A 27,000-nucleotide genomic window follows, 5' to 3' on the forward strand; every position below is an offset into this window, starting at 1 on the left:
TCTCGCTATTTTGAGTTCCAAACCTGTTCAATTTCTTCGAAAATATCTGGGTTAGCTATCGCGCCCAGATTTTCTATTTCCTCCCCATTGAGCAAGCGCTTTACCGCCAGCTCAACCAGCTTTCCTGATTTGGTTTTAGGCACATCGCTGATCGCGAAAATATACGATGGTACATGTCGCGGAGAGCATTGGCGCTTCAATGTTGATTTGATGCGCTCAATCAGTGCGTCGTTTAGCTCCAGAGTGGGTTTAAGCTGCACAAACAAGATAATGATTTCATTGCCCTCGACTTGATGCCCAACTGCTAAAGAGTCCACCACCTCATTTAATAGGTTTACTTGTCCGTAAATCTCACTGGTGCCAATACGTACGCCTCCTGGATTTAATGTGGCATCGCTTCGGCCAAAGAACAATACACCCCCGTGTCGGGTCATCATGATGTCATCACCATGATGCCAAGCATTGTCAAAACGTTGCCAGTACGCGTTGTGGTAGCGTTGGCCATCATCATTTAAAAAACCAATCGGCTGGTTCGGAAAACTGTTACAGCAGACTAATTCGCCTCTTTGTTCAATGACGTTTTGGCCTTTTACATTGAAAGCGGCGACGTCTAAGCCTAACCCTGGCGCTTGGCATTCTCCTCGATAGACCGGTGAAATAGGGTTGCCTAACACAAAACACCCGCAGATATCGGTTCCCCCCGAGATAGAGGCTAAATGCAGATCACGCTTAATATGTTGATAAATGTAGTCAAACTGGTCCGGATAAAGCACGGAACCCGTTGAACAAAGTGTTTTTAGGGCATCGAGTTTGTATTTTTGTTGCGGTGCTATTTTCGCTTTTTCAATGTGTTCGAGGTATTTTGCCGAAGTTCCAAACAAGGAAACCCTTTCTCGTTCCGCCAATTGCCATAATCGTTCTGCGTTTGGATAGACCGGGCTGCCATCGTAAATCACCAGTGTTGCACCACTTGCAAGCGCTGAAACATGCCAATTCCACATCATCCAGCCACACGTAGTGTAATAAAATACGCGATCTGCGGGTTGAATATCGCAATGCAACTGATGCTCTTTAAGATGATTTAATAACGTCCCCCCAACACTGTGAATGATGCACTTGGGCTTACCCGTTGTGCCGGAAGAATAGAGAATGAACAACGGGTGATTGAATGGGACATCAGTGTAGTGAACATCGCCTGGTTCACCTTGGTGGAGAAGTGTTTGCCAGTCGGTGAACGTGATGGATAGCTCTGACGGTAACGGTTGAGGCGTGATTACGTTGGTCGGTGTTATAGCATTAATACAACACGCGCCCCTCAAGGTGGGCAGTGCGGCAATGATGGCGATATTTTTGTCATGCAGCGCCATTATTTTTCCGGCAAAGTGGGCGTTTTCGGCACAAAACAGCACCTTGGGGGCGACTTGCCCAAAACGTTCGACAACGCTTTCGACACCAAAATCAGGAGACGTCGAGGTCCAAGTAGCCCCTAGGCTTGTTGTGGCGAGCATCGCGATGACCGATTGCGGCCCATAAGGCACATAAGCGGCGACCACATCCCCCTTAGTGACACCTTGCTGTTGGAGCCATTGTTGAATGACGGAAACCTGTTGAGTTAGCGCCGTCCATGTGAGTTGCTGGCGTTGGCCATCTTCCCGTTCATAGATGATCGCGAGTGGCTTATCGCCATCTTGATGGGCGTGACAGCGCTTATTACCCGTCAATAAGTTCTCGGCGTAATTCAGTGTTGAATCATCAAACCACAGGGTGTCTCGGTGCTTTACCGTACTTTGCCATTTTGCGGGTTGTTGCTGTTTTGTGTGTCGCCCTTGCTGACCAACCACTTGGCAAAACTGCCAAACACTCTGCCAGAATAGTTCGTTGTGTTGTACCGACCAGTTGTGAAGGTCGCGATAGCTCATTGGCGTCGATGCTTGAGGAAATACGCTTTTTATATAGTGGGTTAACCGCGATGTTTGCACCCTTGCATTGCTTGGTTGCCAGCAAATGTGTGATTCAGGATCAGGCATTTGTATCTGCTCATTCAATACGCTCTTCATTTTAGTATCAAAACGAAATGACAAAAAATCAAACCCCATGTCGCTGAAATAACGTGGGAAAGGCTCGCGTGTAAAATTTATGTTACAGGCTTTTCTGCTTTTAATGACCTGATTTTTTGGTTAAGCAACCGCCCTTGAATAAGATTATAGGAGGTAGCGTCCGTTTCTTATTGGGCCGTTAGGGCGTTTAAACGCCATTTCTAGGGGGCGAGCAACAAGCGCTAAAGGCGGTTTCACGGTGGGAGCGATAGCGCTCAATGTTCCTGATATAAGGAGTGAGTATGATGTCTCAATATCAGTCGAAAGCCATTGATAAGCATGGCATAGTGGCATGGAGTGACGATGAAAATACCCTGTGGAGTGAGCTGATTTTACGACAGTTAAATCTGGTGAAATCGCGAGCGTGCAAGGAATATCTTGACGGGTTAGACATGCTTGATTTACCTGTTGACCACATCCCGCAACTTGGGGAAATCAATCAGGTACTCAGTGGTGCTACCGGCTGGCAAGTCGAGCCTGTTCCTGCTCTCATCAGTTTCGATAAATTCTTTGATCTACTGGCGAACCGCCGCTTTCCTGTTGCGACTTTTCTACGTTCACGTGAAGAATTCGACTATTTGCAAGAGCCCGATTTTTTCCATGAAATCTTTGGCCACTGTGCCATGCTCACCAATCCGAAATTTGCTCATTTTACCCATGTTTATGGTCAACTGGGACAAGGTGCTTCACCTGCGGTAAGAGGTTATCTGGCGCGTTTATATTGGTTTACCGTTGAGTTTGGTCTTGTGCGAGAAGGCGATGAAGACAAAATTTACGGTGGCGGTATTCTATCGTCGCCAGGCGAAACACTACGAGCACTGGAAGGTCGACTAGAAGAAGCTCCTAACGAGGGAGTGATACAGCGTGAAGCGTTTAATATTAATCGCGTGCTCCGAACCCCGTATAGGATTGATATCATGCAACCGATTTACTTTGTATTGTCGAGTGTTGACGAGCTCTATCAACTGAGTGAGGTCGATTTAATTGCAGAAGTTCAACGAGCACAATTGGATGGGCTTTACCCCCCTTTATTCGACATTAAGGACGTTTAAAATCAAGGATATGCAAAATGATGAATGAATTTAATTTAGATCCAGAGGCGTTGACTCAACTTCGCTGTGAGGTTTGCCATAAGGGTGCTCCGGCGCTTGATTATGATCAGCAACAGACGCTATTAGCGCAGTTGGATGAATGGCGAATCGAAGTCAGGGAGGGGATTCCTCAATTAGAAAAAAGTTTCAAATTTGATAACTTCCTTTCTGCCTGGTCATTTGCGAATCGCATTGCTGAGATCGCGGAAGATGAAGGTCATCATCCGGCCATTTTACTGGAATGGGGCAAAGTGACCGTTACTTGGTGGAGCCACTCGATAAAAGGGTTACACAAGAACGATTTTATTTGTGCAGCAAAATGCGACGAGGTGAGTCCTTAATTCTCCATTAAAGATTTTGTATTTAAGCCGATATAGAGATAACCCTGATTGTGACTTAGGACATCTCGATGAAAAAGCTTCTAATGGTGATACTGCTACTAGTGGGTGTTGCTTTAGCTGGTGGCGGCTATTACGTCTTCTACTATAAGCCTGCGGAAGATGCCGCAAAACAAGCGGCATTGAACGCAGTGCCTACCATTGTGCCTGTTGAAACTACGCTGACGCCGCCAACACCTGAACCGATCATCGAACCAACCGATTATTACGTGAGCCCTGCAAAACTGAATGTGCATGAAGCGCCATCAAAAAGTGCGTTTATTGAAACGCAACTTTACCGTGGTGACAAAGTGAATGTGTTAGAAAAGCAGAATGGCTGGGCTCGAATTTCACCGTATTATACGTACAAGGAAGGTGAGAGTGAGGTCGCGGAGTGGATACCGATGGACGTCTTATTGGAAGTGCCCCCAACAATAACTCATGAAGAGCATGTAAAAACAATCAGCAGTTATGTGGAAGGTTCTGACGACTTTAAACAGCACTTTGATGTTTTTATTCAAACCACCGACGAATTAATTCAAGAAGGCATTTGTCTTCCACCTGATTTCGAAGAGCTAAAAGGCTGGGTGCGTTCGCTAAGATATGAGCAAGACGTGTACTTTGTGTATTGCGGTGGCTTAGCACAAGCGAATAAAATTTATCTAAACGTACAGACCGAGACCATCTTTTATCAATAGATATAATTTAACTCATTGATTTTGTTTTGGTTTACATTGTAAATTTTACACTGGCCAGATTGTCGATTTTAAGGCTGATTTATTCGCTAACATTGAGATGGCATCGAATGATGCGATATTTCGCTTCATTGACTTGGATTACGTATAATACCTTGGCATTTTTAGCCTATTTGGCTTTTTTCTCTTTCTTATTATAAAGGTAGTTAGAATCATGAAGTATGATTGGATTCTGTTTGACGCCGATGAAACCCTTTTCCATTTTGATGCATTTAAAGGTATGCAGCTGATGTTTGAGCGCATGGGTACGGTTTTTACTCATGATGATTTTGAACAATATCAACAGATTAATAAACCTTTGTGGGTTGATTATCAAAACGGTACGATCAATGCGGATGATATTAAACATATTCGTTTTAAAGGTTATGCGGAGCAATTTAATACCACGACATCGGCTTTAAACAGTGCTTTTTTGGACGCAATGGCCGACATTTGCAGCATGATCCCTCAAGCACGCGAATTATTGGATGCATTGGCCGGTAAAGCGAGATTAGGCATTATTACGAATGGTTTTACTGAACTGCAAGAAGTTCGCTTAGCGCGAATGGGGCTGAGTGAAGCATTTGAGCACGTTGTGATTTCTGAGCAAGTGGGTGTGGCCAAGCCTGATGCAGGTATCTTTGAATATACGATGGAAAAATTGGGCCAGCCGTGCAAAAGCCGTGTGTTAATGGTGGGGGATAACCTTCATTCTGATGTATTAGGCGGGATGAATTTTGGTATCGATACGTGTTGGCTTAATCGTACGACAGAACCAGAGAGTGCGGACATCACGCCAAGCTATACCGTGACATGCTTGAGTCAGCTGCAAACCATTTTGTTGGCAAACGCGCGTTAAAGTAGGGTTTACATCATTCCTATTCGCCGATCTTGGATTGAAATAGAGACAGAAAGACGCTGAAAAGGCGTCTTTTTTTATGTCAAAAAAATCAGTAAAGAGACGTATGTGAAAGTAAATGACGAAAATATTGGTCGTCTTATGCCTTTGTTGGCGATTATTTGTTCTTCTACCCCTTTAGGGTAGTTTAAAGCTGTAATTGATTTACATCATGTATTAATTTTTCTTCATAAATGAAAATTCAGTCAGACATAAAATAATGACTGGAATTGATTATGAGCAAGCTTAAGCTAGTGGTCGTCGGTAATGGGATGGTAGGCCATCGCTATATCGAGGATTTGGTTGAGAAAACCGATGTCTCACAAATGGAGATCACCATTTTCTGTGAAGAACCTCGTGTTGCTTACGACCGAGTTCACCTTTCTTCTTACTTTTCTCACCACACGGCGCAAGAGCTCTCTTTAGTTAAAGAAGGTTTTTACGAAAAGCATGGCATCCAAATCCTTGTGGGTGAGCGAGCCATCAACATCAACCGCCAAAATCGCATCGTTTATTCTTCAACGGGCCGCGAAATCCAATACGACAAACTGGTTTTAGCGACCGGTTCTTACCCATTTGTGCCAGCAATCAAAGGCAATGAGAGCAAAGATTGCTTTGTATACCGCACGATTGAAGATCTAAAGCAAATTGAAGCGACGGCGAAAAATAGCAAAGTCGGTGTCGTGATCGGTGGTGGTCTACTTGGCCTAGAAGCAGCGGGCGCGGTTAAAGCACTCGGCATGCAAACGCATGTGGTTGAGTTTGCACCAAAATTGATGGCTGAGCAGTTAGATCAAGCGGGTGGCGATCAACTACGTCAAAAAATCGAGCGTATGGGTGTGAATGTTCATACCAGCAAAAATACGTTAGAGATTGCAGCCGAAGGGTCAGATGCGCGAAATGTCATGCGTTTTGCCGACGGAACCGAATTAGAAACCGACTTTATTGTGTTTTCTGCCGGTATTCGCCCTCAAGACAAACTGGCTCGTCAGATGGAGTTAGAGATCGCGCCTCGTGGTGGTATTGCGATTAATGATCAATGCCAAACCAGCGATGAAAACATCTACGCCATTGGTGAGTGTGCATCTTGGAATGGCATGTTCTACGGCTTGGTTGCTCCAGGTTACAAGATGGCGACGGTGGCGGTTGATCATTTACTGGGTAGCGATAGCCAGTTTGAAGGCGCAGACATGTCAGCCAAGCTGAAATTGCTGGGTGTCAAAGTCGGCTCTATTGGTGACGCGAATGGCCGTACACCAGGTTGTAAGAGTTACGTTTATCAAAACGAAGAGTTAGAAGTTTATAAACGTATTATTGTCTCAGCAGACAATAAAAAGCTGTTGGGCGCGGTGATGGTTGGCGACACGTCAGACTACGGCGACCTTCAACAGCTCATGCTAAATGAAATTGATCTACCAGAGCATCCTGATGCGTTGATTTTACCCGCGCACGCTGGCGCAGAAAAACCAACCCTTGGCGCTGACTCATTGCCTGAATCCGCGGTGATTTGTTCATGTTTCGATGTGACAAAAGGCAAGATTGCACAAGCCGTCGCTGCCGGTCATCACACGATTGGTGACATCAAAGCAGTCACTGGGGCGGGGACAGGCTGTGGTGGTTGTATTCCGCTTGTCACGTCAGTGTTGAATGCAGAGCTTGCAAAATCGGGCATCGAAGTCAAAAACGATGTGTGTGAGCACTTTGCTTATTCACGCCAAGAGCTTTTCCACCTAATCCGCATTGAAGAGATCAAAACCTTCGACGAATTACTAGAGAAGTATGGCAAAGGTTACGGCTGTGAAGTGTGTAAGCCTCTGGCTGGCTCTATTTTGGCGTCATGTTGGGGTGAGCACATCCTTAAGCCGCAATTGGTTAAATTGCACGACACGAACGATAACTTCCTCGGCAATATTCAAAAAGACGGCACCTATTCTGTCATCCCGCGTATGGCGGGCGGTGAAGTGACACCTCAAGCATTGGGTGCACTGGCCAAGGTGGCTGAAGACTACAAGTTGTATACCAAGGTGACGGGCGCGCAACGTATCGGTCTATTTGGTGCACAAAAAGATGACCTTCCAGAGATCTGGCGCAAATTAATTGAAGCAGGGTTTGAAACCGGCCAAGCGTATGCCAAAGCACTGCGCATGGCGAAAACCTGTGTGGGTTCAACCTGGTGTCGTTACGGTGTTCAAGATTCTGTGGGCTTAGGTTCTTATATTGAGAACCGTTATAAAGGCATCCGTACTCCGCACAAAATGAAGTTTGGTGTGTCTGGTTGTACGCGCGAATGTGCCGAAGCACAAGGCAAAGACCTTGGCATTATTGCAACAGACGCGGGTTGGAATATGTATGTGTGCGGCAACGGCGGCATGAAGCCACGCCATGCCGATTTATTGGCGAGCGATTTAGACCGTGAAACGCTCATTCAATACATTGACCGCTTTATGATGTTTTACATTCGTACCGCTGCGCCATTACAACGCACCTCCGTATGGATGGAAAACATGGAAGGTGGTGTTGACTACCTTCGCGAAGTGATTGTTAACGACAAACTTGGCATTAATGCTCAACTTGAAATGGATGTGGCGAAGTTAGTGGGCGAGTTTGAATGTGAATGGACTGCGACGATTAATGACGAAGCACAGCTAACCCGTTTTGCGCACTTCATCAATACCGACAAACGTGATGATAACGTTGTTTTTGTTCAAGAGCGCGAACAGCACCGTCCGGCAACATTCACAGAAAAACACCCAGACGTGAAAGGCGATATTCTTCACGTTACGCTGACAGAAGCATAAGGAGCAGTCGATTATGTTATTTGAAAAAGTATGTCAAATCAACGACATCGTACCGGGAACCGGTGTCTGTGCTCTCGTGAATGGTGAGCAAGTTGCTGTATTTCGTCCAACACAAGAAGAACAAGTCTTTGCCATCAGCAATACCGACCCTTTTTATCAATCTAACGTGCTATCACGCGGTTTAATTTGCGAACACAAAGGAGAGCTTTGGGTTGCAAGTCCGTTGAAAAAACAGCGTTTTAACTTAGCGACAGGCGTGTGCATGGAAGATGAGGGTTTTAGTGTGAAGTCTTATCCTGCGCAAGTGAACAATGGCACAGTAGAAATCGCCGCGTAATCACTGAGATTCAATAGCTCAAAGGTTTCCAACCCATTATCCCTTAGCGGTGTTTTTTATCCGGGGTCGGGAGCCTTTTACTATTCAATTTTATTTTTACTTTTTGGAGAGACATGATGTCTTATTTAAAACCAGCAGAGTTCGTTCAAACCATGGTGGATGTCGGTGAAGCCAAAGTTCGTACTTCTACACGTGATCTTATTTTACGCGGTACGATGGCGGGGATTATTTTATCGCTAGCGGTTGTGGTGGCCATCACTACGATTACGCAGACGGGCATTGGTATTGTGGGCGCGTTAGTCTTTCCTGTTGGCTTCTGTATCTTAAGTTTAATGGGCTACGATCTGGTCACTGGCGTGTTTGGTCTTGCGCCTCTCGCTAAGTTTGACAATCGTCCAGGCGTAACTTGGAATCGCGTTTTTCGCTGCTGGGGCCTAGTGGGCCTAGGCAACCTTATCGGTTCATTGTTGGTTGCAGGTTTAATTGCGCTGTCACTCACCATGAATTTCAGCGTTGCACCCGATGCGGTCGGTCAAAAATTTATTGCGATTGCAACCGCGCGCACCGTGGGTTTTGAAAACTTGGGCGCTGATGGTTGGATTACTTGCTTTGTTCGCGGCATTCTTTGTAACTTGATGGTGTGTCTTGGTGTGATTGGTAATATGACTGCTCGCAGCGTTGCAGGCAAAATCGCAGCAATGTGGCTACCTATCTTTATCTTCTTTGCTTTGGTATTTGAACACGCCGTGGTGAACATGTTCTTGTTCCCGCTTGGTATGATGCTTGGTGCGGATTTTGGTATCGCGACTTGGTTGAACTACAACCTGATCCCGACCATCCTAGGTAACATTGTGGGTGGTTTGGCAATGACGTGTATTCCTCTTTACCTGACACACAAGAAAACGGCACCAGCGCTGGATGCGGGTATTGACGCCGATGCACAACCAACACTGACCACAAAATAGTATAAAAGGGAGTGGTAGGGCATGCGCCTTACCACTTTTTTAAGGCGCATTTGGCTATAAAAAGCGGTACTTATGAATGAGTGTCGCTTGTTATATCCAAATTTGAATTGATAGGCATTGCTATGCAAAAGACTCCTTCAGCCGCGGCTAGTCTCGCCCCTTTTAATCCTCAAACGACAAGCCAAGGGTTTGTGTCATTAGTTGGCGCAGGCCCTGGCGACCCAGATCTCTTAACCGTAAAGGGTTTTCGAGTCATCCAACAAGCGGATGTCGTGGTGTACGACCGTTTGGTTTCCGCTGAGATACTCGCGCTAGCAAACGATAAGGCCGAAATGATTTACGTCGGCAAAAAATTGGATTATCACTGCGTTCCTCAAGATCAAATTAACCAAATCTTGGCGGATAAAGCGTTAGAAGGTAAGCGAGTTGTTCGCCTTAAGGGCGGGGATTCTTTTATTTTTGGTCGTGGTGGCGAAGAGTTAGAAACATTAGCAGAACAAAATATTCGCTTTGAAGTGGTGCCAGGCATTACGGCTGCGGCGGGGGCGACCGCTTATGCAGGCATCCCATTAACGCATCGTGATCACGCCCAAGCGGTACAATTTATTACCGGGCATGTGCAAAAAGATGGCCAAGAAATGGATTGGAATGCCGTCGCGCAATCGAATTCGACATTGGTTTTTTATATGGGTTTGAAGCAAAGTGGCTATATTGCGGATAAATTGATCACTCATGGTCTAGACGAACAAATGCCATGTGCGATTATTGAGAATGGCACGCGTCGCGAGCAACGTGTTTTTCGCTGCCCTTTGAATGAACTACCAGAAATGGCGAAACAAGCACAAAGTCCGGCACTCATTGTGGTTGGCAGTGTGACATCATTGCACGAAAAATTAAGCTGGTTTGAGTGACAAAAAGAACAACAGTTGATAGCTGTTTTGACTAGGATCACGAGATAGACCGAATTTCGCGAAATAGACTAGCGGAAAGTAGAGATTGTTTTGTATGTTTTATAGACAGTTAGAAAAAACGCTATATGCATACGAATCCTTAAGCGGATGTTTCTTGGTTGCTGACAAGAATGAGTGGGCGCAGTGGTCATATTGCGCCTTCCCTTATGCATAAGTGAGACTATGTATTAAGGGATAAGATGAATAATCGCTACTTTCAAACCGCTAAGCCTGTCAATGAACAGCTCCAGCAACTCATGCAGAGGATGCACACGCGCGTACCGACGATAGCCCGAGTCTCTTTTGCAAAATATTCCAGAGAAACCGATACACTGGTGACGTACGCGGACAGTGAATTTGAACTGTGGAGCGAACTGCATCATGAAAAACGCCTCAGTAAACTCAAACACTTAAAGTACTCCGCTCAAACGGCCATTCCCAGAGTGATCGACGATCTTTCCTGCGCGGCTCGAAATGAACGTGTAGAACTGCTTCTCAAAAAAGGTTATCGCTCTTCGGCTGCGATACCGTGTTATCACCAACGTAAATTCAGTGGATTTATTTTTTTGAACGCCTGTGAAGTACAAGCGTTTGATAAACCTGCGTTAGCCAGTTTACAACCTTACCTAGAAATGGTTCAGTTTACAGTGGAATCCCAATGCCAAGTGGTGGAGGCGATTGTAAAACTGGCTGAGCGAGTGACCAGCGGTGCGCAACTGTATGGACGTGATGAGTATTACCACGGTCGCAGAATGCGCATGTACAGTCGAATCATTGCGGAAGAGTTGGGTGATAAGCACTATTTGGATGATGAGCAAGTCGATGCAATTTCGCTCTTTTCTCAATTTCACGATATCGGCAAAACTCAGTGGACGGAGGCCGTAAGGTGCAATCGTGACCCATTTCTCTCTTCGGATTTCTTCGCTTCTCACAACTACATTGATCAGGGTGTTAAGATCATTGAAGAGATTATCTCGTCTGTTGGCGAGCCAAACCATCCTAGCATCCAATTGCTCAATCAAATCATGCGTTTTCAATCAGAGTGCTTAGACGGTAGTGGCTACCCTTATGGGTTTAAGGGTGATGAAATTCCGTTATCCGCGCGGATTGTATCGGTGGCGAGCCGTTTTGATGCGATGACAACGAACAAGAGTGAACGCCAAGCCTTGCCGGTTCAGTCGGCCTTGCTAGAGCTTGAAAAAGAAGTGCAAAAAGGCAAATTAGACGGTGAGTGTGTCAACGCTTTACGAGCAAGACAGGATTACCTTAAGCAGGTTATTCGCAAGTTTCCTGAGCCGCTTGGTTGGGGAGAGATGTTATAACGCATTATGACGTCGATGTTGTAGGCGCTTTCCATCGTCATTCTTCGTCCTGAACGCAGCTCTTTAATTAGAGAGAGAATCGCTCGACTTACTCATCTTATACTTTGCTGTTACTATGGCAGACTATTATGTTAAGAGGCGAGATTAATGGAAAAAGTGGCGATTTTTGTGGATGTGCAAAACATTTATTACACCACCAAGCAGCATTATCAAAGTAACTTCGATTACAACCAATTCTGGGCCCAAGCGACTCAGAATCGCGATGTTGTGCTAGCCAACGCCTACGCCATTTCATCTCAAGATCCAAAGCAACGCCAGTTTCATCACATTTTACGTGGTATTGGTTTTAATGTGCAGTTGAAACCCTTCATACAGCGTCAAGATGGCAGTGCAAAAGGTGATTGGGATGTGGGGATCTGTCTTGATGTTTATGAAGCAGCGAGTACGGTTGACCGTGTGATCTTGCTTTCAGGGGATGGAGACTTTGAATTATTGGTAAAACGAGTACAACAACGTTTTGGCGTCAACGTTGAGATTTACTCTGTGCGTGCATTAACAGCACAAGGATTGATAGAGGCTTGTGACGTTTATACACCAATCAGCAGTGAGTTGTTACTTGAACGACGCTGAGTGACGGCTTAGGCTTGGTCACTCAGCCTCAGTATCTAATTATTGAGCTTCATTTGTAGAGGTTGCTTCAGCCTCTACAGCATCAATATTAACGGTCTCAACCGTTGTCGTTGCATCCGCTGCCAAAGCCGCTTCTTCTGCTTCCATTTGCGCACGATCTGCTTTTGAAATATAACGCGGTTTATTGCTGCTATGCAGTTTCGCGTTTTGCTTCTTCATTCTGTTTTTATAAATCTGATTAATCTTTTTCTTGCGGTTCATTCAGATGGCCTTTCTACCCAGCATGCTGCGGGTTTTTTCATTAAGTTCGGTGTTTCTCAGGGCGCGAATAATAGCAAGAAGTGAAGGTGTTTGCATCGGGATTTGTTACTTGCTTCAAGAATGATGAAAAAATTAATATCATTTTGTTCTAAACATATAACCACAAATTATAGACACGCTAGAGGAAAATGATGAAATTTTACTTCGCGAATCAAATTAACTACAAAGAAATCATCTTGTTTGGCACTTAAGCAGGAATTGAGCCGATTAGAATCGGGTATTCGGTTGTCATGATATGAAACGTGGCTTATCAAAAAAGTCGAAGATGTTGTGCAATTTATTTTAACTCTTAAAGGTCATTTGTTACGTAGAGTTAAAGTATCGAGCAGCGGAGCAAGAGCTCGAGTTTTGGTAAGCAAAGGAGTCTATTATGATTAAAACAATAAGTTTAGCGAGCGTATTACTATTTAGTTCTTTAGCGACGGCGGGCCTAAGTGGTCCTTATTCAAAGGTTATGTCAAACAGCACGATGACAGGTGATCTATACGCAACCAAAGATGCGGCACTGCAAGTCGGCCGAGATATGATTATGGATGTGAACAATATGTCATCGGTTGAGTTGAGTCATAACGTATCATGGAAATCTAACGATCAAGTCGACATCAATTCATTCGAGCTACTCAACTCACAAGTCCAGTTAGAAGAAATCATCACGAGCCAGGGGGCGATTGCCTACCAACCTGTGATTAGCGTGAGTTATGAATATCGAGCACGAGAACGCGATTAACCCCATTCCATTTTTGCTAGCACAAAAATAGTCATTGACGTTCGTGACACAAAAAAGCCCCAAACCTAGGTTTGGGGCTTTTGCATTTAGAATGAGGCCGAGAGCACGATTCCGATAGATTGCGTTATTGTTCAGAGCCTTTAGAACTCAGGGAACAATGCTGACACCATCGCGAGAAACGGTCGCTAGAAACGATCGATTAGGCTTCAGTTTGAACCAATGTCGCTTCGTCTTCACGGCGAGCACTTTCTAGCATCTTACGGATCACATAAGAAGAGATAAACGCAATCGCAACCATCACAACCGCAAGGATCGTGAGCAGTTGGAAGTAGTCACCGTATACCGTTTGTACCACTTCTTGAGTGATCTTTTGACCTTTCTCAAGCGCAATCGACGTCGAGAATACGGCGCCAATGATACCGCTCAGTGCCATCGCAATGTAGAACAGCGATACCGAGAAGTTCTCAATGTGTTTAGGCGCAACAGAAAGAATAAATGCCACCACAAGGCTACCAACAATCACTTCTGCAAACGCTTGGAAGAAGTGGATCAGCAAGAAGGTTTCAGGGCGAATCACCGCGTCTGCACCTACGTTCATGACAGCCAATGTCAAAATACCAAACGCGACTGCGGTTAGGATAAATGAAAATCCAATTTTGGTCGCCGTAGAGAAGGTAATGCCACGCTTCTCAAGTTTGGTGAAAGTGTAAGAAATCACTGGGCCAGCCAAAATACACCACAATGGGTTCATTGCCATTGATGCTTCAGGAGCAATTGGGATAAAGCCAAATAGATCGCCGCGCATGGTGTTGATGGTCACCATCGTCATTGAGGTCATCATTTGACCGTAGTACACAAAGAAACACGTGGTGAGTACAGTCATAATAAGGATCGTACCCATCTTCAATGCGTCAGATTTACCTGATTTAAACATCAATGAGATAAAGTACAAAATAGCCGCACCGCCAATGGCATAAACGATATTCTGGCCAATATCCATATTCGAGAACATGAAGAAAACCAGACCAACCATCGCAGCAGAAAGGCCTAAGAATGCCGTCCAATTTGCCACGCTAACCGGTTTTTGGTCTATTTCAGCGCCAACGCTAACAAGTGGTTTATTAAAGACAATCAGCGTGATTAGCGCAAAGGTCGCCATCACTGCGGATAGAGTAAAACTGCCGTGGAAGCCAATGACCAAAACAAACATCGGGAACAGGTATTGACCTAGTAGTGCGCCAACGTTGTTCACTGAATAGTTCACAGGGTAACCATTCTCGAAGTCTTCTTGAGACGCAAATGTGCGTTTGTATAGGCTTGGGTAAGCTGGTGACATTAAGCCACGAGCGTAACTGGCGAGAGCAATACCCACTAAGCTGATGGGAACGTTAGTGGTTGATGCGCCAAAAATAAGCAGCAAATAACCAACAGCAAACGTGCCGTAAGATATGGTCAGTGAGCGATATGCGCCTAGGAATTTGTCGGCGATGAAACCGCCAGCAATAGCAAATAGAGGGCCGATAGAAGAGAAAGCACCGACAACCATCATAGTATCGGCTTCGCTATAACCTAGATCTTCTAGGAAAAAGCGAGTCAAGATCACCATCACGCCGTAGAAAGACAAGCCAAACATCATTTGGCAGAACATCATCGACTTATTTAGCCTATTCCACATAGTTTTCTCTTGTGTGTAGAAATTAAGGCCGGAGATTATGCCAGAAATCGACGTTGATGCACGAAATTTCCCCATAAAAGTGCAGTGTTTTATGCTGAATTGCTGGGGAAACGTTTGCTTAAGGCGTGAGTTGTTTAATTAAGCAGCAGTTTATTGCATAAGCGTTTGTTTTTATTTGATGCCGATTCCGTCATTCACAGGGCGGTGCAAGATGAATGAGTGCCAAACCGCCAAGCGAGGTTTCGCGGTATTTCTTGTTCATATCTTTGCCTGTTTGGTACATGGTTTCGATGACCTTATCGAGTGAGATAATACATTTACTGGTGCGTTTAAGGGCCATTCTCGAGGCATTAATGGCTTTCATTGCCCCCATGGCATTTCGCTCAATGCATGGCACTTGTACCAATCCGCCAATTGGATCGCACGTCATGCCGAGAGAGTGTTCCATCGCAATTTCAGCTGCGATACAAATTTGTTCGTTACTGCCTCCGCGCAGTGAGGTAATGCCTGCCGCAGCCATTGATGACGACACGCCTATTTCACCTTGGCAGCCTACCTCGGCACCAGAGATGGAAGCGTTGGTTTTATATAAAATGCCGATCGCCCCTGCAACGGCAAGAAAGTCTTTGATCTGTTTGGTATCCAGCGGTCGAATAAATTGATGGTAGTACATCAGCACCGCCGGAATGACGCCCGCCGCGCCGTTGGTTGGAGACGTGACGACTTGGCCTCCTGCGGCATTTTCTTCACTGACGGCGAAAGCAAAGAGGTTGATCCAATCCAATATCACCATCGGATCGTTTTCAAGTGCTTCCTGAGTGAGGAGTTTTTTATGCAAATTAGGTGCACGGCGAGTAACGTTGAGTCCACCTTCCAAAATGCCCCCGGTTTCAAAGCCGCGCTGCATACACAGAGACATGACTTTCCATATCTGATCGGCTTTTTTGTCAATCTCACTCATGGGTTGGAAGCAGACTTCATTTTTCATGATCATCGCTGCAAGACTTAATCCTAACGTGTCAGCATTACGCAGCATTTCATCGGCATGACTAAATGGGTGCGGGACGACAACATCCGAATCTTTGATGCCATGAAGCAACTCTTGCTCGGTAGCAATAAATCCGCCTCCAATTGAATAATAGGTCTGCTTTATGAGTGGGTTTGTCTGGGAATCAAAGGCGGTAATCGTCATGCCATTTTCATGCAATGGCAGGTTTGTGGTGTGAAAAAGAATATCGCTTTGGTAGTGGAAATGAATACTGTCTAAATTGGGCAGTGGCAATATGTCTTGTTCAAAGCATGTCTGTAGGGCTTGTTTGGCGCTGGTGACTTTTAGTGTGTCAGGTCGATAGCCCATTAGGCCGAGTACGGAAGCGCGGTCAGTATGATGGCCTTTTCCCGTTAGAGAGAGTGAACCGAAGAGGTCAATTTGAATGCGTTTGACTGTACGGCTTGGCTGGTCACTTAGAGCGTTTTGTAGGCGTTGAATGAAATCATAACCCGCTAGCATCGGGCCGTTAGTATGAGAACTAGAGGGGCCGACTCCGATTTTGAAAATATCAAAGATAGATAACATAACAACAATCCTTTGCATTAAGGGCGACAACAGGCACACTGAAATTATAGCCACAAAATAAGGGATTGATTTGTGACCGTTAAACACTCTGGTGATGCCAACATAAGTCGCGTTATGGGCAACGTGATTTATGAAAAAATTAACCGTGTTATTTTGGTTTTGGGTAAAAGATTAAAAGACAACGCGTTAACGGCGGAAGGCCGCTCTCGTGTCGATGCGCTTCCAGAATTATTATCTCATTTTGATTTGAATGAGACGGCGTTGATTTTTTGTGGCGGCGTGCTTGAAGGGCAACGTTGCTCCGAGGCGCGGGCGATGGCCGAGCGGTTTGCAACTCGATGTGCAATGAAATTGGCCCAGGCGTTACCTGCAGAGCATTGCCTCTTGGAAGACCAATCAACTAACACGATAGAAAATATTCAAAATGCCGCTCACCAACTGGCTCAATATGGACTGACTCACGCGAAAAATCCGATTGATATAGTGTTGGTGTCTAATGACTATCATCTCGAACGTATTGTTGAAATACAAAAAATGTTGCCGCAGCAAGGTTTACTGAGCGTATTGAAACGGCGTTGTCAGCAAGCAGGACTCGATGTTTCTATTTCATTAAATGTGGATGATCATTGCTCGGTGCCGTACCCGCACAGTGGGCAACAGGCGCGCGCTTTTTTATTGCTTGATGAACTCACGACTTACCGAGTGTACCTCGAAGGGGTACTCAATGGCGTATTGGGCACAGATTTACAGCAGGTAAGAGGCGCATCGTATCAAGTGGCTATCGATGCATTGTCTGAACTCATCGCATTAGATTGCTGCCAGGGAAGCCTGCGACAAATCAATCGGTTAATTGCGATCGTTAACGGCACACCACCTCAGTGTACTCCGGCGATGATGAGTCCATTGTACACTGAGTTTAATCACGTATTAACGCAATTGAATCGTCAGTTCGATCCAGAAAATTAGATCGTTAACCAGCAAGCAGGCTTACTGACTTTGTGTGGAATTAGATTGGGTGTGATTCTGTTTGTAGTACTCCCACTGTTCCACTTTTTCCCCATTTTCCAAAACGCAAAAAGTGGTTCTTTGGCCATCTAGCGTCATCATTTCGAGTGCGCCGCCACGTTCAACGCAGTACACCGATGCGGGGTTACTTTTGGTTTGATATTCCTTTGAGCGGTACGGACTGTCTTCTGAGGCACAGCCAACGATAGCAAGAGCAGAGGTTAACCCTAGCGTCATCAACAATGTTTGTGTTTTGGTCATTGTATTCTCCATTTCATCTGTTTAGCTTTCCTTTTCAAACGAAGGGGTTCGTTTGTGCTAAAGGATAGTCGAAAAATGGCAGTGTTGCTGAGTGGCAAACGACTTTGCCACTGTGCTAAGTGATTGCTTAATGTGGGATAACCAACGATTGGGCTCTTCGATGTTGGTCAAGAGATAGCCTCCGTATCGGCTTAATCATGTTGTCATGAAGTGATTCGGTTGGATTTTGGCTGCGCCCCGTAACATCGCTTTGATTAAATCCCCGGCATTAAATTTTTCTAATGCTTCATGTGCCCCAACTTGTTTTGCCCGTTCAAGGCAGATTTCACTGGAAAGTGAGGTATGCAAAATGATGTAAGCGTGGGACAGTTCCGGATTGTTTTGAGTTTCGAAAGCCAATTCATAGCCGTCTAATCCGGGCATTTCAATATCGCTCACCAACAAATCGATCGCTTTTCCTTGAGCGGCGACTTCTCGCATCATTTGGAGTGCTTCTATACCGTGAGTACAGATTCGGTATGGGATGTTAATACTGTCCAATGCGTCAGCGAGTTGTTTTCGCGCAATGCTTGAGTCATCGACGAGTAAAATGTTAAGTGTTTTGAGTTTTTCTCGCTCTACATCGGTCAAGATCGGAATACGCGCCGACTCAGAAGGCGGATAAATTTTTGACAATAACAACTCAACATCGAGCATTTGCACGATCTTCTCTTCGTAACGAGTGATGCCGGTAACAAAGACGTCTTTCCCTGCCGTGGTAGGCGATGGTTCTATATGACGCCAATTGCAATCAATGATCTTCTCGATACCACGCACCATAAACGCAACCACCGTTCTTAAGCAGTCAGTGACGATCAGATAACAGTCATTATATTCCTCCGGTTGGATAGGGCGAAAACCGATGGCGGCAGGCATATCAATGACAGGAACGTTGAGCTCACGAATGGTTACGGTTCCAATCACATGATGGTGAGAATAGGGGATTTGTGTCGCCACTGAAAAGGGCACGATTTCGCGAACTTTTAAAGTACCAATCGCGAACAACTGTTTGCTTGCCGTTAGAGTGAACATCAGCATGCCTTGTGATTGATTCGCTTTGCTTTTTATCGCCATTGGTTATTCTCAGATTTGAAACAGATGGCCGACATGGTAACGAAAATAAGGAAGGGTTCTATCGACCGGATCAGAGATTGGCGGAAATAAGCGGCGGGAAAGGAATGAGGAGGCAAAGGTTTGATGAAGATCGCATAAATTTTCGTTACAATTGAGCGATTAAATCCCCATTTATAAAGAGGCAGAGCCATGGCGAACACAGCAGCGGCTTTACACATTTTGGTTAAGCACAAAGAACAAGCTGAAGATATTATTAAACAGCTAAAAAAAGGCGCAAAATTTCAAGCGCTAGCGAAGAAATACTCAAGTTGTCCATCGGGTAAGAATGGTGGCGATCTTGGTGAATTCCGCAAAGGCCAGATGGTGCCTCAGTTCGACAAAGTATGCTTTAGTGGTGAAACACTCGTGCCGCATCTTGTTAAAACAAAATTTGGTTGGCATGTTGTAAAGGTTTTGTATCGCACTTAGGCTTCGCCAGTCAGAAAGTATTTTGTTAAAAAAAGCACCTATGGGTGCTTTTTTTGTATTCTGATTTTCGTAACAGCGCTGTTTTGATTATTTGGTTATATGTCATGAAGAAAAAACAAATAAATGCACGTCAAATTCTAATTCTAGAGTGATCTATTTATGGTTGTTTGTTCATATAAGATAGTTGAGGTCGTTGCATTTAACGCCATTGAATGGGTGGTTAGTTAAGGAGGGTTTTTCAAATGCTTATTTGTATTGTTGTTTAATGAGTGTGGTTGATTGTTGTTATGTAGCATTTTCGGGGTGGCGATAAAAAGTGTATTTTCATCTTTATGCCTAAAAATCAATGTCTTATGTTTTATTGTCGATCGTTTTAATTTCACTTGTTTATGTAAGGTTATATTTATCCTTATAAATTAAGCGGGTAATGAATAGGTGGTTTCCTTCGTAATAAAACCACTTTATAAATATGGTTAATGGCCTCCCTACACGATTTTTATTCTCATGTGCAAATAATATTCTTATAAGTAATACACATCTAACATTTTTAGATAGAGTTATCTTAAAACTATTTCAAAATGTTCTTTTGGGTTTTCTATATTTTAACAAATTGTGTATAAAGTGTTTTGAGTCTGATTTTAAATCTAATGTCGAACAACAATAATAGTAAGATTACACCGATTACATGTTAATAGGGTGTTAAGTAATTGTTATTTTAATCTTCGTTGTTTTCTTTTGATATTGACATTTTTTAAGGTTTGGATCGTCAGTCAGAGTTGTAATTGTCCTATTTTACAATGTCTTATCAGCGATCTTCATAGGGAGGATGAATGAAGATTAAATGTAACACTAAGGTTGCATTAATGTTAACTGCAGTGTTGTCACTGGTTTTATTAGGCCTACTTTTTAGTACCAACATGGTACTTTTCGACCCGAAAGGACCGATAGGGGAAGCTCAACAGTCCCTAATCGTGACCTCAGTTCTTTTGATGGCGATCATCATTGTGCCCGTCCTGTTTATGTCTGTGTACTTTCCTTATAAGTACCGCCATACCAACACTGAAGCAGAGTATAAGCCTAACTGGGAGCACTCGACCAAAATAGAAATTATTGTTTGGGCGGTGCCTTGTTTGATCATTCTGGCGCTCGGTTGGGTGACTTACCATTCAACTTTTGCTCTTGATCCACGCAAAGACATTGTGTCAGACAAAAAGCCATTAACCATTCAAGTGGTGGCGATGAACTGGAAGTGGTTGTTTATCTATCCTGAGCAGCAAATTGCCACTGTGAATGAAGTTCGCTTTCCTATCGATCGTCCGGTTGAGTTTTTGGTGACCTCGGATACCACAATGAACTCTTTTTTCATTCCTCAACTAGGCAGTCAGGTTTATGCGATGGCGGGTATGGAGAATCGAGTGAACTTATTGGCTAGCGAGCAAGGAATCTATCGTGGCGTATCGGCAAACTACAGTGGATACGGTTTCGCCAACATGCGTTTTAAAGCGCACGCGACCGACGAAGCTGCGTTTGGGCAGTGGATTAGTGATGTGAAAGCGGCGGATGCCCAACTGGACGAAGAGACTTACGCAGGGCTGACGGCCAATGCGAAAGAGCAAATCAAAGTGCCTCATCCTGTTACGTACTACGCCTCAGTGGAACCACTGAAATTCAAGGACATTATCGAAAAGCATTCAGGAGCGCAAAATGGCTTATAAAGGCGATGTTTACGCCGAAGCGGATCCCATTTTCGGCAAATTAAATTGGGATGTTATTCCTTTTCAAGACCCGGTTATCTTACCGGTACTACTTGCTGTTGTATTTGGTGGGGTGGGTCTACTCGGTTTGATCACTTACATGGGTAAGTGGAAGTATTTGTGGCAAAACTGGCTCACATCGGTTGACCACAAACGCATCGGTATCATGTACATCATTGTCGCGCTGGTCATGATGGTTCGTGGTTTCTCAGACGCGATTTTAATGCGTTCTCAGCAGGCGGCCGCCACGATTGATGCTTCCTATTTGCCGCCTGAGCATTACGACCAAATTTTTACCGCCCACGGCGTTATTATGATTTTCTTCGTGGCGATGCCTTTGGTCGTGGGATTGATGAATATTATCGTTCCGCTTCAGATTGGTGCTCGTGACGTCGCCTTTCCGTTCCTTAACTCACTGAGCTTTTGGTTCTTTGTGGTTGGCGCGATTTTGATCAATCTATCGTTGTTCGTGGGTGAGTTTGCGGCCACGGGTTGGTTGGCGTATCCACCATTATCAGGAATGGAGTACAGCCCTTGGGTTGGGGTCGATTACTGGCTCTGGTCTCTACAGATTTCAGGGATTGGTACTTTGCTCACCGGTGTTAACTTTGTGGTGACCATTATCCGAATGCGCGCTCCGGGCATGAAACTGATGCAAATGCCGGTCTTCACATGGACGGCACTCTGCTCAAATGCGCTGATTGTACTCGCGTTCCCGATCTTAACCGTTACGCTGACGTTGCTAACGCTTGATCGTTATGCCGGCACCCATTTCTTTACCAATGACATGGGCGGCAACCAAATGATGTACGTCAACCTCATTTGGGCATGGGGTCACCCAGAAGTGTATATCTTGATCTTACCTGCGTTTGGTATCTTTTCTGAAGTATGTGCAACGTTCTCTCGCAAGCGTTTATTTGGTTATACCTCACTGGTGTGGGCAACCGCGGTTATTACGATCCTTTCGTTTGTGGTTTGGTTGCATCACTTCTTTACCATGGGCGCAGGTGCGAGTGTGAATGCCTTCTTTGGCATTGCCACCATGATTATTTCGATACCCACCGGGGTCAAAATATTCAATTGGCTGTTTACGATGTACAAAGGGCGAGTGGAGTTTACCGCGAGTATGTGGTGGACAATTGCTTTTCTGATCACCTTTACCATTGGGGGCATGACGGGTGTGATGCTGGCCGTACCGGCTGCAAACTTTGTCTTACATAACAGCTTGTTTGTTATCGCTCACTTCCACAACGTGATCATTGGTGGTGCGGTATTTGGTTACTTTGCCGGTATCACATACTGGTTCCCTAAAGCGACTGGCTTTATGTTAGATGAAAAACTGGGCAAGTTGTCTTGTGCATTATGGACGATTGGCTTCTTTGTTGCCTTTATGCCGGTTTATGTATTGGGCTTTAACGGAATGACCCGTCGCTTGAACGTGGCCGATAATCCTGAGTGGGCGCCGTTATTATGGATTGCCGCATTTGGTGTGTGCATCATCGCAGCCGGCATCGCCACCCAGTTTTACCAAGTTTATGTCAGCATTCGAGATCGTAAGCAGAATCTGGATACCACCGGCGACCCTTGGGATGGTCGAACCCTGGAATGGGCGACATCGTCACCACCGCCATTCTATAACTTCGCGACGTTACCGAAAATACATGATCGTGATGAACACTATTACCGCAAAGAAAATGGCATGGCGTATCAGAAGCCTGATCGCTACAAGCGTATTCATATGCCGAAGAATACTTGGGCTGGAGTGGTGATCAGTGCGTTCTCATTAGCCTTTGGTTTTGCCTTTGTTTGGCATATTTGGTGGATGGTTATCTTTGGTGCACTGGGTATGGTGGCGTCTTGGATTGCATACAGCTTTGAGCGCAGTAAAGATTACTACGTCGAAGTCTCGGAAGTGGAAGCACTTGAGCACCCTCACTTAGAAAACGTTTATCAAGCAAGGCCAGAATTTGGCGCGGCCTCGTCTCGTGATGATCGTGATGATGAAGACGACACCGATAATGATAACGATCTTAAACCTGTAGATGCGACGGCATAGGGAGCTAGCGAATTATGACGGCAATTATAGATGAAACTCTAAAGGAGCCGGTATCCGCACCGGCGGAACCTGAGGCTCATGACGATCATGATCATCATGATTATGCGGGCGATACCGTATTTGGTTTTTGGATTTACATCCTGAGCGACTGCTTACTGTTTGGTACCTTATTTGCAGTATTTGCAGTGTTCTCGAATAGCTTTGCGGGCATTGTTGAACCGAGAGAACTGTTTAATTTGTGGTTCGTTGCGGGTGGGACTGCGTTATTGCTTTTAAGTAGTTTCACCTTTGGCATGGGTATGCTGAAGGCGCAAGCACATGACATGAAAGGGACGATGCGCTGGCTAGGGATTACGTTTGCGCTTGGTCTCGGTTTCTTGGTCATGGAGCTGTACGAGTTCCACCATTTCACTGCCGCAGGCGCAACGTTTGATAGCAGTGCTTATTGGTCCTCGTTTTATGCGTTAGTTGCGACGCACGGTCTTCACGTCTTCGCGGGATTGGTATGGATGATCGTCTTGTATTTCCACTTTAAACGTGACGGCTTTACCGAAGACAACCAAGCGCGCCTAAGCTGTTTGAGCTTGTTCTGGCACTTCTTGGATGTGATTTGGATTTGTGTCTTTAGCGTTGTTTACTTGATGGGAGTGTTGTAATGGGGCAGGCACATGGACAAAGTCATGCAGGTCAAGCGCATGGCAGTGTAAAAGAATATGTAACGGGTTTGGTTTACTCGATCGTTTTAACCATTATTCCATTTTCGATGGTGATGTTCGATTTGGGTTCCACACAGTTAACGATTGCGGTCATTATGGTGACAGCAATCGCACAAATATTGGTTCAATTAATTTTCTTTCTTCATATGAACACGTCTTCTGAGCAGATGTGGAATACCACATCGGCGGTTTTTGTAGTGGTGATTGTTGCCATTATTTTAATCGGCTCGCTTTGGATTATGGAGCACTTAAACCACAACATGCTGATGGGACACTAGCCAATAATTATGACCTTAAATCATTATATTCAATTGACTAAACCGGGCATTATCCGTGGCAACTTAGTTGCTGCGGCTGCAGGCTTCTTTCTTGCCTCTCAAGGGCAGATTGATTGGCTGATGTTTGCTGCGGTGTGTATAGGGACCAGCTTAATCGTTGCATCAGGCTGTGTATTTAATAACTATGTTGATAGAGATATCGACGCAAAAATGAAGCGTACGTGTCAGCGCGAGTTAGTGCAGAAAACCGTACCGGTTTCGCACGCTTTGATCTTGGCCAGTGTATTAGGATTGGCGGGTTTTCTTAGCCTGTATCTCTTTACCTCGATGATGGCATTTGCATTTGGCGTGTTGGGCTTTGCTGTTTATGTCGGGCTCTACACCTTGCACTATAAACGTCAGTCGGTTCACGGCACGCTTATTGGTGGTTTATCAGGTGCTTGCCCACCGGTGATTGGCTATTGCGCAGTGGCAGGGCAATTGGATATGGGTGCTGTTATCCTCTTCATTACGTTCTGTATCTGGCAAATTCCTCACTCTTACGCGATTGCGATCTATCGTTTTAATGACTACAAAGCCGCCTCAATTCCGGTACTCCCGATTCAAGAAGGCATTGCGACTGCGCGTTACCACATTATCGGTTATATCGTAGCGTTTGCCGCCGCGACCTTTGCGTTGACTTACCTTGGTTACGCCGGAAGTTGGTATGCGTTAGGCATGGGTCTAGTCAGCTTATATTGGCTTTATTTGGCAAAAGTGAGTTTTCAAAAAATGCCCGCTGAGCAATGGGGCAAGCAGTTAACCATTTTTTCGATCGTCAGTATCATGGTGTTCTGCGTATTGATCTCGGTTGATTTTTCAACGCCAGAGGCGTCGACAAGTGAGCAATTTGCTTGCGTTATTACGCTGTTTGATGGGATGAAATCATGACAAAAAATCCTGGTAGATGGGTGTTACTTGCTGGCGTACTGGCGCTAGCAGGTATTCTTGCACTGTACTTTTATAATTCAACCATTCCTATCGGCGAAAAACCGCGCCAGTTGAAAGATTTGGGAGGGGATTTTAGTTTGAACAGCGCTGACGGTACGGCCAATTTAGATCAGCATCAAGGCCAGGTTGTGGTGTTGTATTTTGGTTTTCTAAATTGCGCTGAAGTGTGTCCCTCTTCAATGGGCGTCATGTCGGCTGCATTTAAACAAGTTGATCAACAGTATTATGATGATATTCAGGGGTTCTTTGTCAGTGTCGATCCGGGCCGTGATGATCTGAATTCATTAAAGGATTTCGCGCAATATTTCGACCCAAGAATGCTGGGAGTGACAGGCACTGAAGAAGAGATCAAACAACTCACCCAACAATACGGCGTCTATTTTGATTTGGTGAATATGGAATCCTCGGAGCTTGCTTACACCGTCGATCATGCTTCACGTTTTTATATCATTAATCAGCAAGGCCAATTGGTTGACTCTATGAGCCATAGCACGACACCGATTGAATTGGCTGCGCGTATTGAACGAGAATTAAGGAAATAACGCGTTGTTAAGCCGTTCTGAGCAGTCACTATTCTGAACAATCACTACAAGGTAGGAAGTTTATGAAGTCTCCAATCCTAACACTCTCTCTTGCGCTGATACTCAGTGCTGCCCCTACGCTAGCCAGTGCGCATGCTCATGCCGAGGTACAAGATGGTGATGGGCTTAAAAACACGCATCAACTCTCCACAACAGATGCTCAATCTCAACAAGCTCAAATTGATCACCTACAAGTTGAGAACGCTTACGTCAAAGCAACGATTCCGGGAATAAAAGTCAGCTCGGGCTATATGAAAATGACGAATACCGGTGAGTCACCCATTCGTATTGTTGCGGTCGAAACGAGCGCTGCGAAACACGCCGAAATTCACAGAATGTTTATGCGCGATAGCAAAATGGCAATGCGTAAAGTGGATTCGATTGAAATCCAGCCAAAGCAAACTTTTGAGCTTACGCCGGGTGGGTTTCATTTGATGTTCATGGGTGTCGCACAACAATTTAAAGCCAATGAGTCGATTTCTTTGACATTGATAGAAGAGGGCGGCTCACGTCATTCAATCAACATGCCCATAGTGAAGGAATAGGCATGCTTCATTCTATTTTAAGTGGCAGTGTATTGACTCTCGTAAACCTCGCTTCAGCGCCCAGAGATGCGCGAGGCTTTGTTTGTCGTTTATCTGCCCCTTTAAGTTGTTTGAAGATAGGAGTGAGGAGTCAGTGATGAAGCGATTGGATCTAATCAAGATGAAACGAAGTAAGTTGAAACTGATACAGGTGCAATTAAGCCAAGTGAAGCTAAAAACAGCGCTATGTGGGCTGGTGCTATCGTTCACAAGCTTACAGGGCGTCGCACAGGTAGCGCCCGAATATTCGACGTCGATGGATATCATTGCGGATAAGCAGTCATTACCGTGCAATTCAGAGCTGCGAGTGCTTGCCCAGCAGGCTTTAAAGAAAAATCCCCATCGTTTAATTGGTTATCAAGAAGTGCCCGATGATGTGCATTTGTATAATGCGTTAGCGGTGACGCAATACCGCGACCGAAAAAGCCATGTTTCCTTTCATGGGGTAAAAAACAGTGCTGGTGGGTGTGATACTTCCGTCACGGAAAGCTACGTCTTACAAACCTCCTGCAGTGACGCGCGTCATGAAGCGTTTAGTAAGTGGGCATTTGAAGGTCGACTCGATGCTATGACATCGGTCTTGCGCGATAAGCGGGATGAATCAAAGCAAGCCTTTTTAACCGATCAGCCGCCGACGCTTTGTTTGGTGACAACACGAAAGGTGATCTTTAATCCGGTCACGAGTGATATTGAGTGA

The 27,000-nt window shown here is 45.1% G+C and carries 27 protein-coding genes; 21 read left to right on the forward strand and 6 right to left on the reverse strand.

Annotation, left to right across the window (positions count from 1 at the left end):
- Positions 1–5: 5 nt before the first annotated feature.
- Positions 6–2,057, reverse strand: coding sequence for an acetoacetate--CoA ligase (locus tag OJ16_RS17940; RefSeq protein WP_236688447.1), 2,052 nt, complete (start codon positions 2,055–2,057; stop codon positions 6–8).
- A gap of 284 nt (positions 2,058–2,341) precedes the next feature.
- On the opposite strand from OJ16_RS17940, the gene phhA reads away from it, so the two are divergent.
- From phhA to OJ16_RS17990, 10 genes are all read left to right on the forward strand, one after another.
- Positions 2,342–3,148, forward strand: a complete 807-nt coding sequence (gene phhA / locus OJ16_RS17945) for a phenylalanine 4-monooxygenase (protein ID WP_040992768.1) — start codon at positions 2,342–2,344, stop codon at positions 3,146–3,148.
- 17 nt (positions 3,149–3,165) lie between these two features.
- Complete coding sequence (locus tag OJ16_RS17950) at positions 3,166–3,528, forward strand: 4a-hydroxytetrahydrobiopterin dehydratase (protein WP_040992631.1); 363 nt, start codon at positions 3,166–3,168, stop codon at positions 3,526–3,528.
- A gap of 68 nt (positions 3,529–3,596) precedes the next feature.
- Positions 3,597–4,262, forward strand: a complete 666-nt coding sequence (locus OJ16_RS17955) for an SH3 domain-containing protein (RefSeq protein ID WP_236688446.1) — start codon at positions 3,597–3,599, stop codon at positions 4,260–4,262.
- 211 nt (positions 4,263–4,473) lie between these two features.
- Positions 4,474–5,157: a pyrimidine 5'-nucleotidase gene (gene yjjG, locus OJ16_RS17960; RefSeq protein WP_040992632.1), complete on the forward strand. Its 684-nt coding sequence runs from the start codon at positions 4,474–4,476 to the stop codon at positions 5,155–5,157.
- 275 nt (positions 5,158–5,432) lie between these two features.
- A complete protein-coding gene (nirB, locus tag OJ16_RS17965) occupies positions 5,433–7,994 on the forward strand; it encodes a nitrite reductase large subunit NirB (protein WP_040992633.1) in 2,562 nt (853 codons plus the stop codon).
- Positions 7,995–8,007: 13 nt separating this feature from the next.
- The gene (gene nirD / locus OJ16_RS17970; protein ID WP_040992634.1) at positions 8,008–8,331 is read left to right on the forward strand and encodes a nitrite reductase small subunit NirD; all 324 of its coding nucleotides are present in this window, start codon (positions 8,008–8,010) and stop codon (positions 8,329–8,331) included.
- Positions 8,332–8,447: 116 nt separating this feature from the next.
- A complete protein-coding gene (locus OJ16_RS17975) occupies positions 8,448–9,296 on the forward strand; it encodes a formate/nitrite transporter family protein (RefSeq protein ID WP_040992635.1) in 849 nt (282 codons plus the stop codon).
- Between the two features lie 122 nt (positions 9,297–9,418).
- Positions 9,419–10,207: a uroporphyrinogen-III C-methyltransferase gene (gene cobA / locus OJ16_RS17980; protein ID WP_040992636.1), complete on the forward strand. Its 789-nt coding sequence runs from the start codon at positions 9,419–9,421 to the stop codon at positions 10,205–10,207.
- Between the two features lie 239 nt (positions 10,208–10,446).
- Positions 10,447–11,568, forward strand: a complete 1,122-nt coding sequence (locus OJ16_RS17985) for an HD-GYP domain-containing protein (RefSeq protein WP_040992637.1) — start codon at positions 10,447–10,449, stop codon at positions 11,566–11,568.
- 147 nt (positions 11,569–11,715) lie between these two features.
- Positions 11,716–12,198: a LabA-like NYN domain-containing protein gene (locus OJ16_RS17990; protein ID WP_040992638.1), complete on the forward strand. Its 483-nt coding sequence runs from the start codon at positions 11,716–11,718 to the stop codon at positions 12,196–12,198.
- A gap of 39 nt (positions 12,199–12,237) precedes the next feature.
- Here the strand turns inward: OJ16_RS17990 and OJ16_RS17995 are convergent, their stop codons facing one another.
- Positions 12,238–12,459, reverse strand: a complete 222-nt coding sequence (locus tag OJ16_RS17995) for a DUF2986 domain-containing protein (protein ID WP_040992639.1) — start codon at positions 12,457–12,459, stop codon at positions 12,238–12,240.
- 430 nt (positions 12,460–12,889) lie between these two features.
- Here OJ16_RS17995 and OJ16_RS18000 point away from each other — a divergent pair, with 430 nt between their 5' ends.
- Complete coding sequence (locus tag OJ16_RS18000) at positions 12,890–13,246, forward strand: DUF3316 domain-containing protein (RefSeq protein ID WP_040992640.1); 357 nt, start codon at positions 12,890–12,892, stop codon at positions 13,244–13,246.
- A 199-nt stretch (positions 13,247–13,445) separates the two neighbouring features.
- On the opposite strand, the gene OJ16_RS18005 is transcribed toward OJ16_RS18000, so the two are convergent.
- Together OJ16_RS18005 and OJ16_RS18010 are read right to left on the reverse strand one after the other, a co-directional pair.
- A complete protein-coding gene (locus OJ16_RS18005) occupies positions 13,446–14,921 on the reverse strand; it encodes a peptide MFS transporter (RefSeq protein ID WP_040992641.1) in 1,476 nt (491 codons plus the stop codon).
- Between the two features lie 190 nt (positions 14,922–15,111).
- Positions 15,112–16,497: an L-serine ammonia-lyase gene (locus OJ16_RS18010; RefSeq protein WP_040992642.1), complete on the reverse strand. Its 1,386-nt coding sequence runs from the start codon at positions 16,495–16,497 to the stop codon at positions 15,112–15,114.
- Positions 16,498–16,569: 72 nt separating this feature from the next.
- On the opposite strand from OJ16_RS18010, the gene OJ16_RS18015 reads away from it, so the two are divergent.
- Positions 16,570–17,463, forward strand: coding sequence for a YdcF family protein (locus OJ16_RS18015; RefSeq protein WP_236688445.1), 894 nt, complete (start codon positions 16,570–16,572; stop codon positions 17,461–17,463).
- A 21-nt stretch (positions 17,464–17,484) separates the two neighbouring features.
- Here OJ16_RS18015 and OJ16_RS18020 read toward each other — a convergent pair whose 3' ends face one another.
- Together OJ16_RS18020 and OJ16_RS18025 are read right to left on the reverse strand one after the other, a co-directional pair.
- Positions 17,485–17,763: a putative hemolysin gene (locus OJ16_RS18020; protein ID WP_040992643.1), complete on the reverse strand. Its 279-nt coding sequence runs from the start codon at positions 17,761–17,763 to the stop codon at positions 17,485–17,487.
- A gap of 195 nt (positions 17,764–17,958) precedes the next feature.
- Entirely contained in the window at positions 17,959–18,876 is a 918-nt protein-coding gene (locus OJ16_RS18025) for a chemotaxis protein (protein WP_040992644.1), read from the reverse strand.
- A gap of 189 nt (positions 18,877–19,065) precedes the next feature.
- Here OJ16_RS18025 and ppiC point away from each other — a divergent pair, with 189 nt between their 5' ends.
- The 9 genes from ppiC (at position 19,066) to OJ16_RS18070 (ending at position 27,000) form a co-directional block, all read left to right on the forward strand.
- Positions 19,066–19,344: a peptidylprolyl isomerase PpiC gene (gene ppiC, locus OJ16_RS18030; RefSeq protein ID WP_005594502.1), complete on the forward strand. Its 279-nt coding sequence runs from the start codon at positions 19,066–19,068 to the stop codon at positions 19,342–19,344.
- Between the two features lie 830 nt (positions 19,345–20,174).
- Positions 20,175–21,059, forward strand: coding sequence for a ubiquinol oxidase subunit II (gene cyoA, locus OJ16_RS18035; protein WP_040992645.1), 885 nt, complete (start codon positions 20,175–20,177; stop codon positions 21,057–21,059).
- Between the two features lie 28 nt (positions 21,060–21,087).
- A complete protein-coding gene (gene cyoB / locus OJ16_RS18040; protein WP_173425025.1) occupies positions 21,088–23,154 on the forward strand; it encodes a cytochrome o ubiquinol oxidase subunit I in 2,067 nt (688 codons plus the stop codon).
- 14 nt (positions 23,155–23,168) lie between these two features.
- Positions 23,169–23,810, forward strand: coding sequence for a cytochrome o ubiquinol oxidase subunit III (gene cyoC, locus OJ16_RS18045; protein ID WP_040992646.1), 642 nt, complete (start codon positions 23,169–23,171; stop codon positions 23,808–23,810).
- Complete coding sequence (cyoD, locus tag OJ16_RS18050; RefSeq protein ID WP_040992647.1) at positions 23,810–24,148, forward strand: cytochrome o ubiquinol oxidase subunit IV; 339 nt, start codon at positions 23,810–23,812, stop codon at positions 24,146–24,148. The genes cyoC and cyoD overlap by 1 nt, the downstream gene beginning before the upstream one ends.
- Positions 24,149–24,157: 9 nt before the next feature.
- The gene (gene cyoE / locus OJ16_RS18055) at positions 24,158–25,078 is read left to right on the forward strand and encodes a heme o synthase (protein ID WP_040992648.1); all 921 of its coding nucleotides are present in this window, start codon (positions 24,158–24,160) and stop codon (positions 25,076–25,078) included.
- Entirely contained in the window at positions 25,075–25,680 is a 606-nt protein-coding gene (locus tag OJ16_RS18060; RefSeq protein ID WP_040992649.1) for an SCO family protein, read from the forward strand. The genes cyoE and OJ16_RS18060 overlap by 4 nt, the downstream gene beginning before the upstream one ends.
- A gap of 62 nt (positions 25,681–25,742) precedes the next feature.
- Entirely contained in the window at positions 25,743–26,264 is a 522-nt protein-coding gene (locus tag OJ16_RS18065) for a copper chaperone PCu(A)C (RefSeq protein ID WP_040992650.1), read from the forward strand.
- A 136-nt stretch (positions 26,265–26,400) separates the two neighbouring features.
- On the forward strand, positions 26,401–27,000 hold the full coding sequence (locus OJ16_RS18070) for a hypothetical protein (protein ID WP_236688742.1): 600 nt from the start codon (positions 26,401–26,403) through the stop codon (positions 26,998–27,000).

Origin of the sequence: Vibrio renipiscarius, from assembly GCF_000827885.1 — a bacterium.
GTDB lineage: Bacteria > Pseudomonadota > Gammaproteobacteria > Enterobacterales > Vibrionaceae > Vibrio > Vibrio renipiscarius.

Bases quoted from the DNA above. Each gene is read 5' to 3' on its own strand.
- OJ16_RS17955 (WP_236688446.1), top strand. From the start codon at position 3,597: ATGAAAAAGCTTCTAATGGTGATACTGCTACTAGTGGGTGTTGCTTTA.
- OJ16_RS18020 (WP_040992643.1), bottom strand. From the start codon at position 17,763: ATGACCAAAACACAAACATTGTTGATGACGCTAGGGTTAACCTCTGCT.
- OJ16_RS17975 (WP_040992635.1), top strand. From the start codon at position 8,448: ATGTCTTATTTAAAACCAGCAGAGTTCGTTCAAACCATGGTGGATGTC.
- yjjG (WP_040992632.1), top strand. From the start codon at position 4,474: ATGAAGTATGATTGGATTCTGTTTGACGCCGATGAAACCCTTTTCCAT.
- OJ16_RS17940 (WP_236688447.1), bottom strand. From the start codon at position 2,057: ATGAAGAGCGTATTGAATGAGCAGATACAAATGCCTGATCCTGAATCA.
- OJ16_RS18000 (WP_040992640.1), top strand. From the start codon at position 12,890: ATGATTAAAACAATAAGTTTAGCGAGCGTATTACTATTTAGTTCTTTA.
- phhA (WP_040992768.1), top strand. From the start codon at position 2,342: ATGTCTCAATATCAGTCGAAAGCCATTGATAAGCATGGCATAGTGGCA.
- cyoC (WP_040992646.1), top strand. From the start codon at position 23,169: ATGACGGCAATTATAGATGAAACTCTAAAGGAGCCGGTATCCGCACCG.
- OJ16_RS18010 (WP_040992642.1), bottom strand. From the start codon at position 16,497: ATGTTATCTATCTTTGATATTTTCAAAATCGGAGTCGGCCCCTCTAGT.
- OJ16_RS18005 (WP_040992641.1), bottom strand. From the start codon at position 14,921: ATGTGGAATAGGCTAAATAAGTCGATGATGTTCTGCCAAATGATGTTT.
- nirD (WP_040992634.1), top strand. From the start codon at position 8,008: ATGTTATTTGAAAAAGTATGTCAAATCAACGACATCGTACCGGGAACC.
- nirB (WP_040992633.1), top strand. From the start codon at position 5,433: ATGAGCAAGCTTAAGCTAGTGGTCGTCGGTAATGGGATGGTAGGCCAT.
- cobA (WP_040992636.1), top strand. From the start codon at position 9,419: ATGCAAAAGACTCCTTCAGCCGCGGCTAGTCTCGCCCCTTTTAATCCT.
- OJ16_RS18065 (WP_040992650.1), top strand. From the start codon at position 25,743: ATGAAGTCTCCAATCCTAACACTCTCTCTTGCGCTGATACTCAGTGCT.
- cyoD (WP_040992647.1), top strand. From the start codon at position 23,810: ATGGGGCAGGCACATGGACAAAGTCATGCAGGTCAAGCGCATGGCAGT.
- OJ16_RS17995 (WP_040992639.1), bottom strand. From the start codon at position 12,459: ATGAACCGCAAGAAAAAGATTAATCAGATTTATAAAAACAGAATGAAG.
- cyoA (WP_040992645.1), top strand. From the start codon at position 20,175: ATGAAGATTAAATGTAACACTAAGGTTGCATTAATGTTAACTGCAGTG.
- OJ16_RS18060 (WP_040992649.1), top strand. From the start codon at position 25,075: ATGACAAAAAATCCTGGTAGATGGGTGTTACTTGCTGGCGTACTGGCG.
- OJ16_RS17950 (WP_040992631.1), top strand. From the start codon at position 3,166: ATGATGAATGAATTTAATTTAGATCCAGAGGCGTTGACTCAACTTCGC.
- OJ16_RS18070 (WP_236688742.1), top strand. From the start codon at position 26,401: ATGAAGCGATTGGATCTAATCAAGATGAAACGAAGTAAGTTGAAACTG.
- OJ16_RS17985 (WP_040992637.1), top strand. From the start codon at position 10,447: ATGAATAATCGCTACTTTCAAACCGCTAAGCCTGTCAATGAACAGCTC.
- OJ16_RS17990 (WP_040992638.1), top strand. From the start codon at position 11,716: ATGGAAAAAGTGGCGATTTTTGTGGATGTGCAAAACATTTATTACACC.
- cyoE (WP_040992648.1), top strand. From the start codon at position 24,158: ATGACCTTAAATCATTATATTCAATTGACTAAACCGGGCATTATCCGT.
- OJ16_RS18025 (WP_040992644.1), bottom strand. From the start codon at position 18,876: ATGGCGATAAAAAGCAAAGCGAATCAATCACAAGGCATGCTGATGTTC.
- ppiC (WP_005594502.1), top strand. From the start codon at position 19,066: ATGGCGAACACAGCAGCGGCTTTACACATTTTGGTTAAGCACAAAGAA.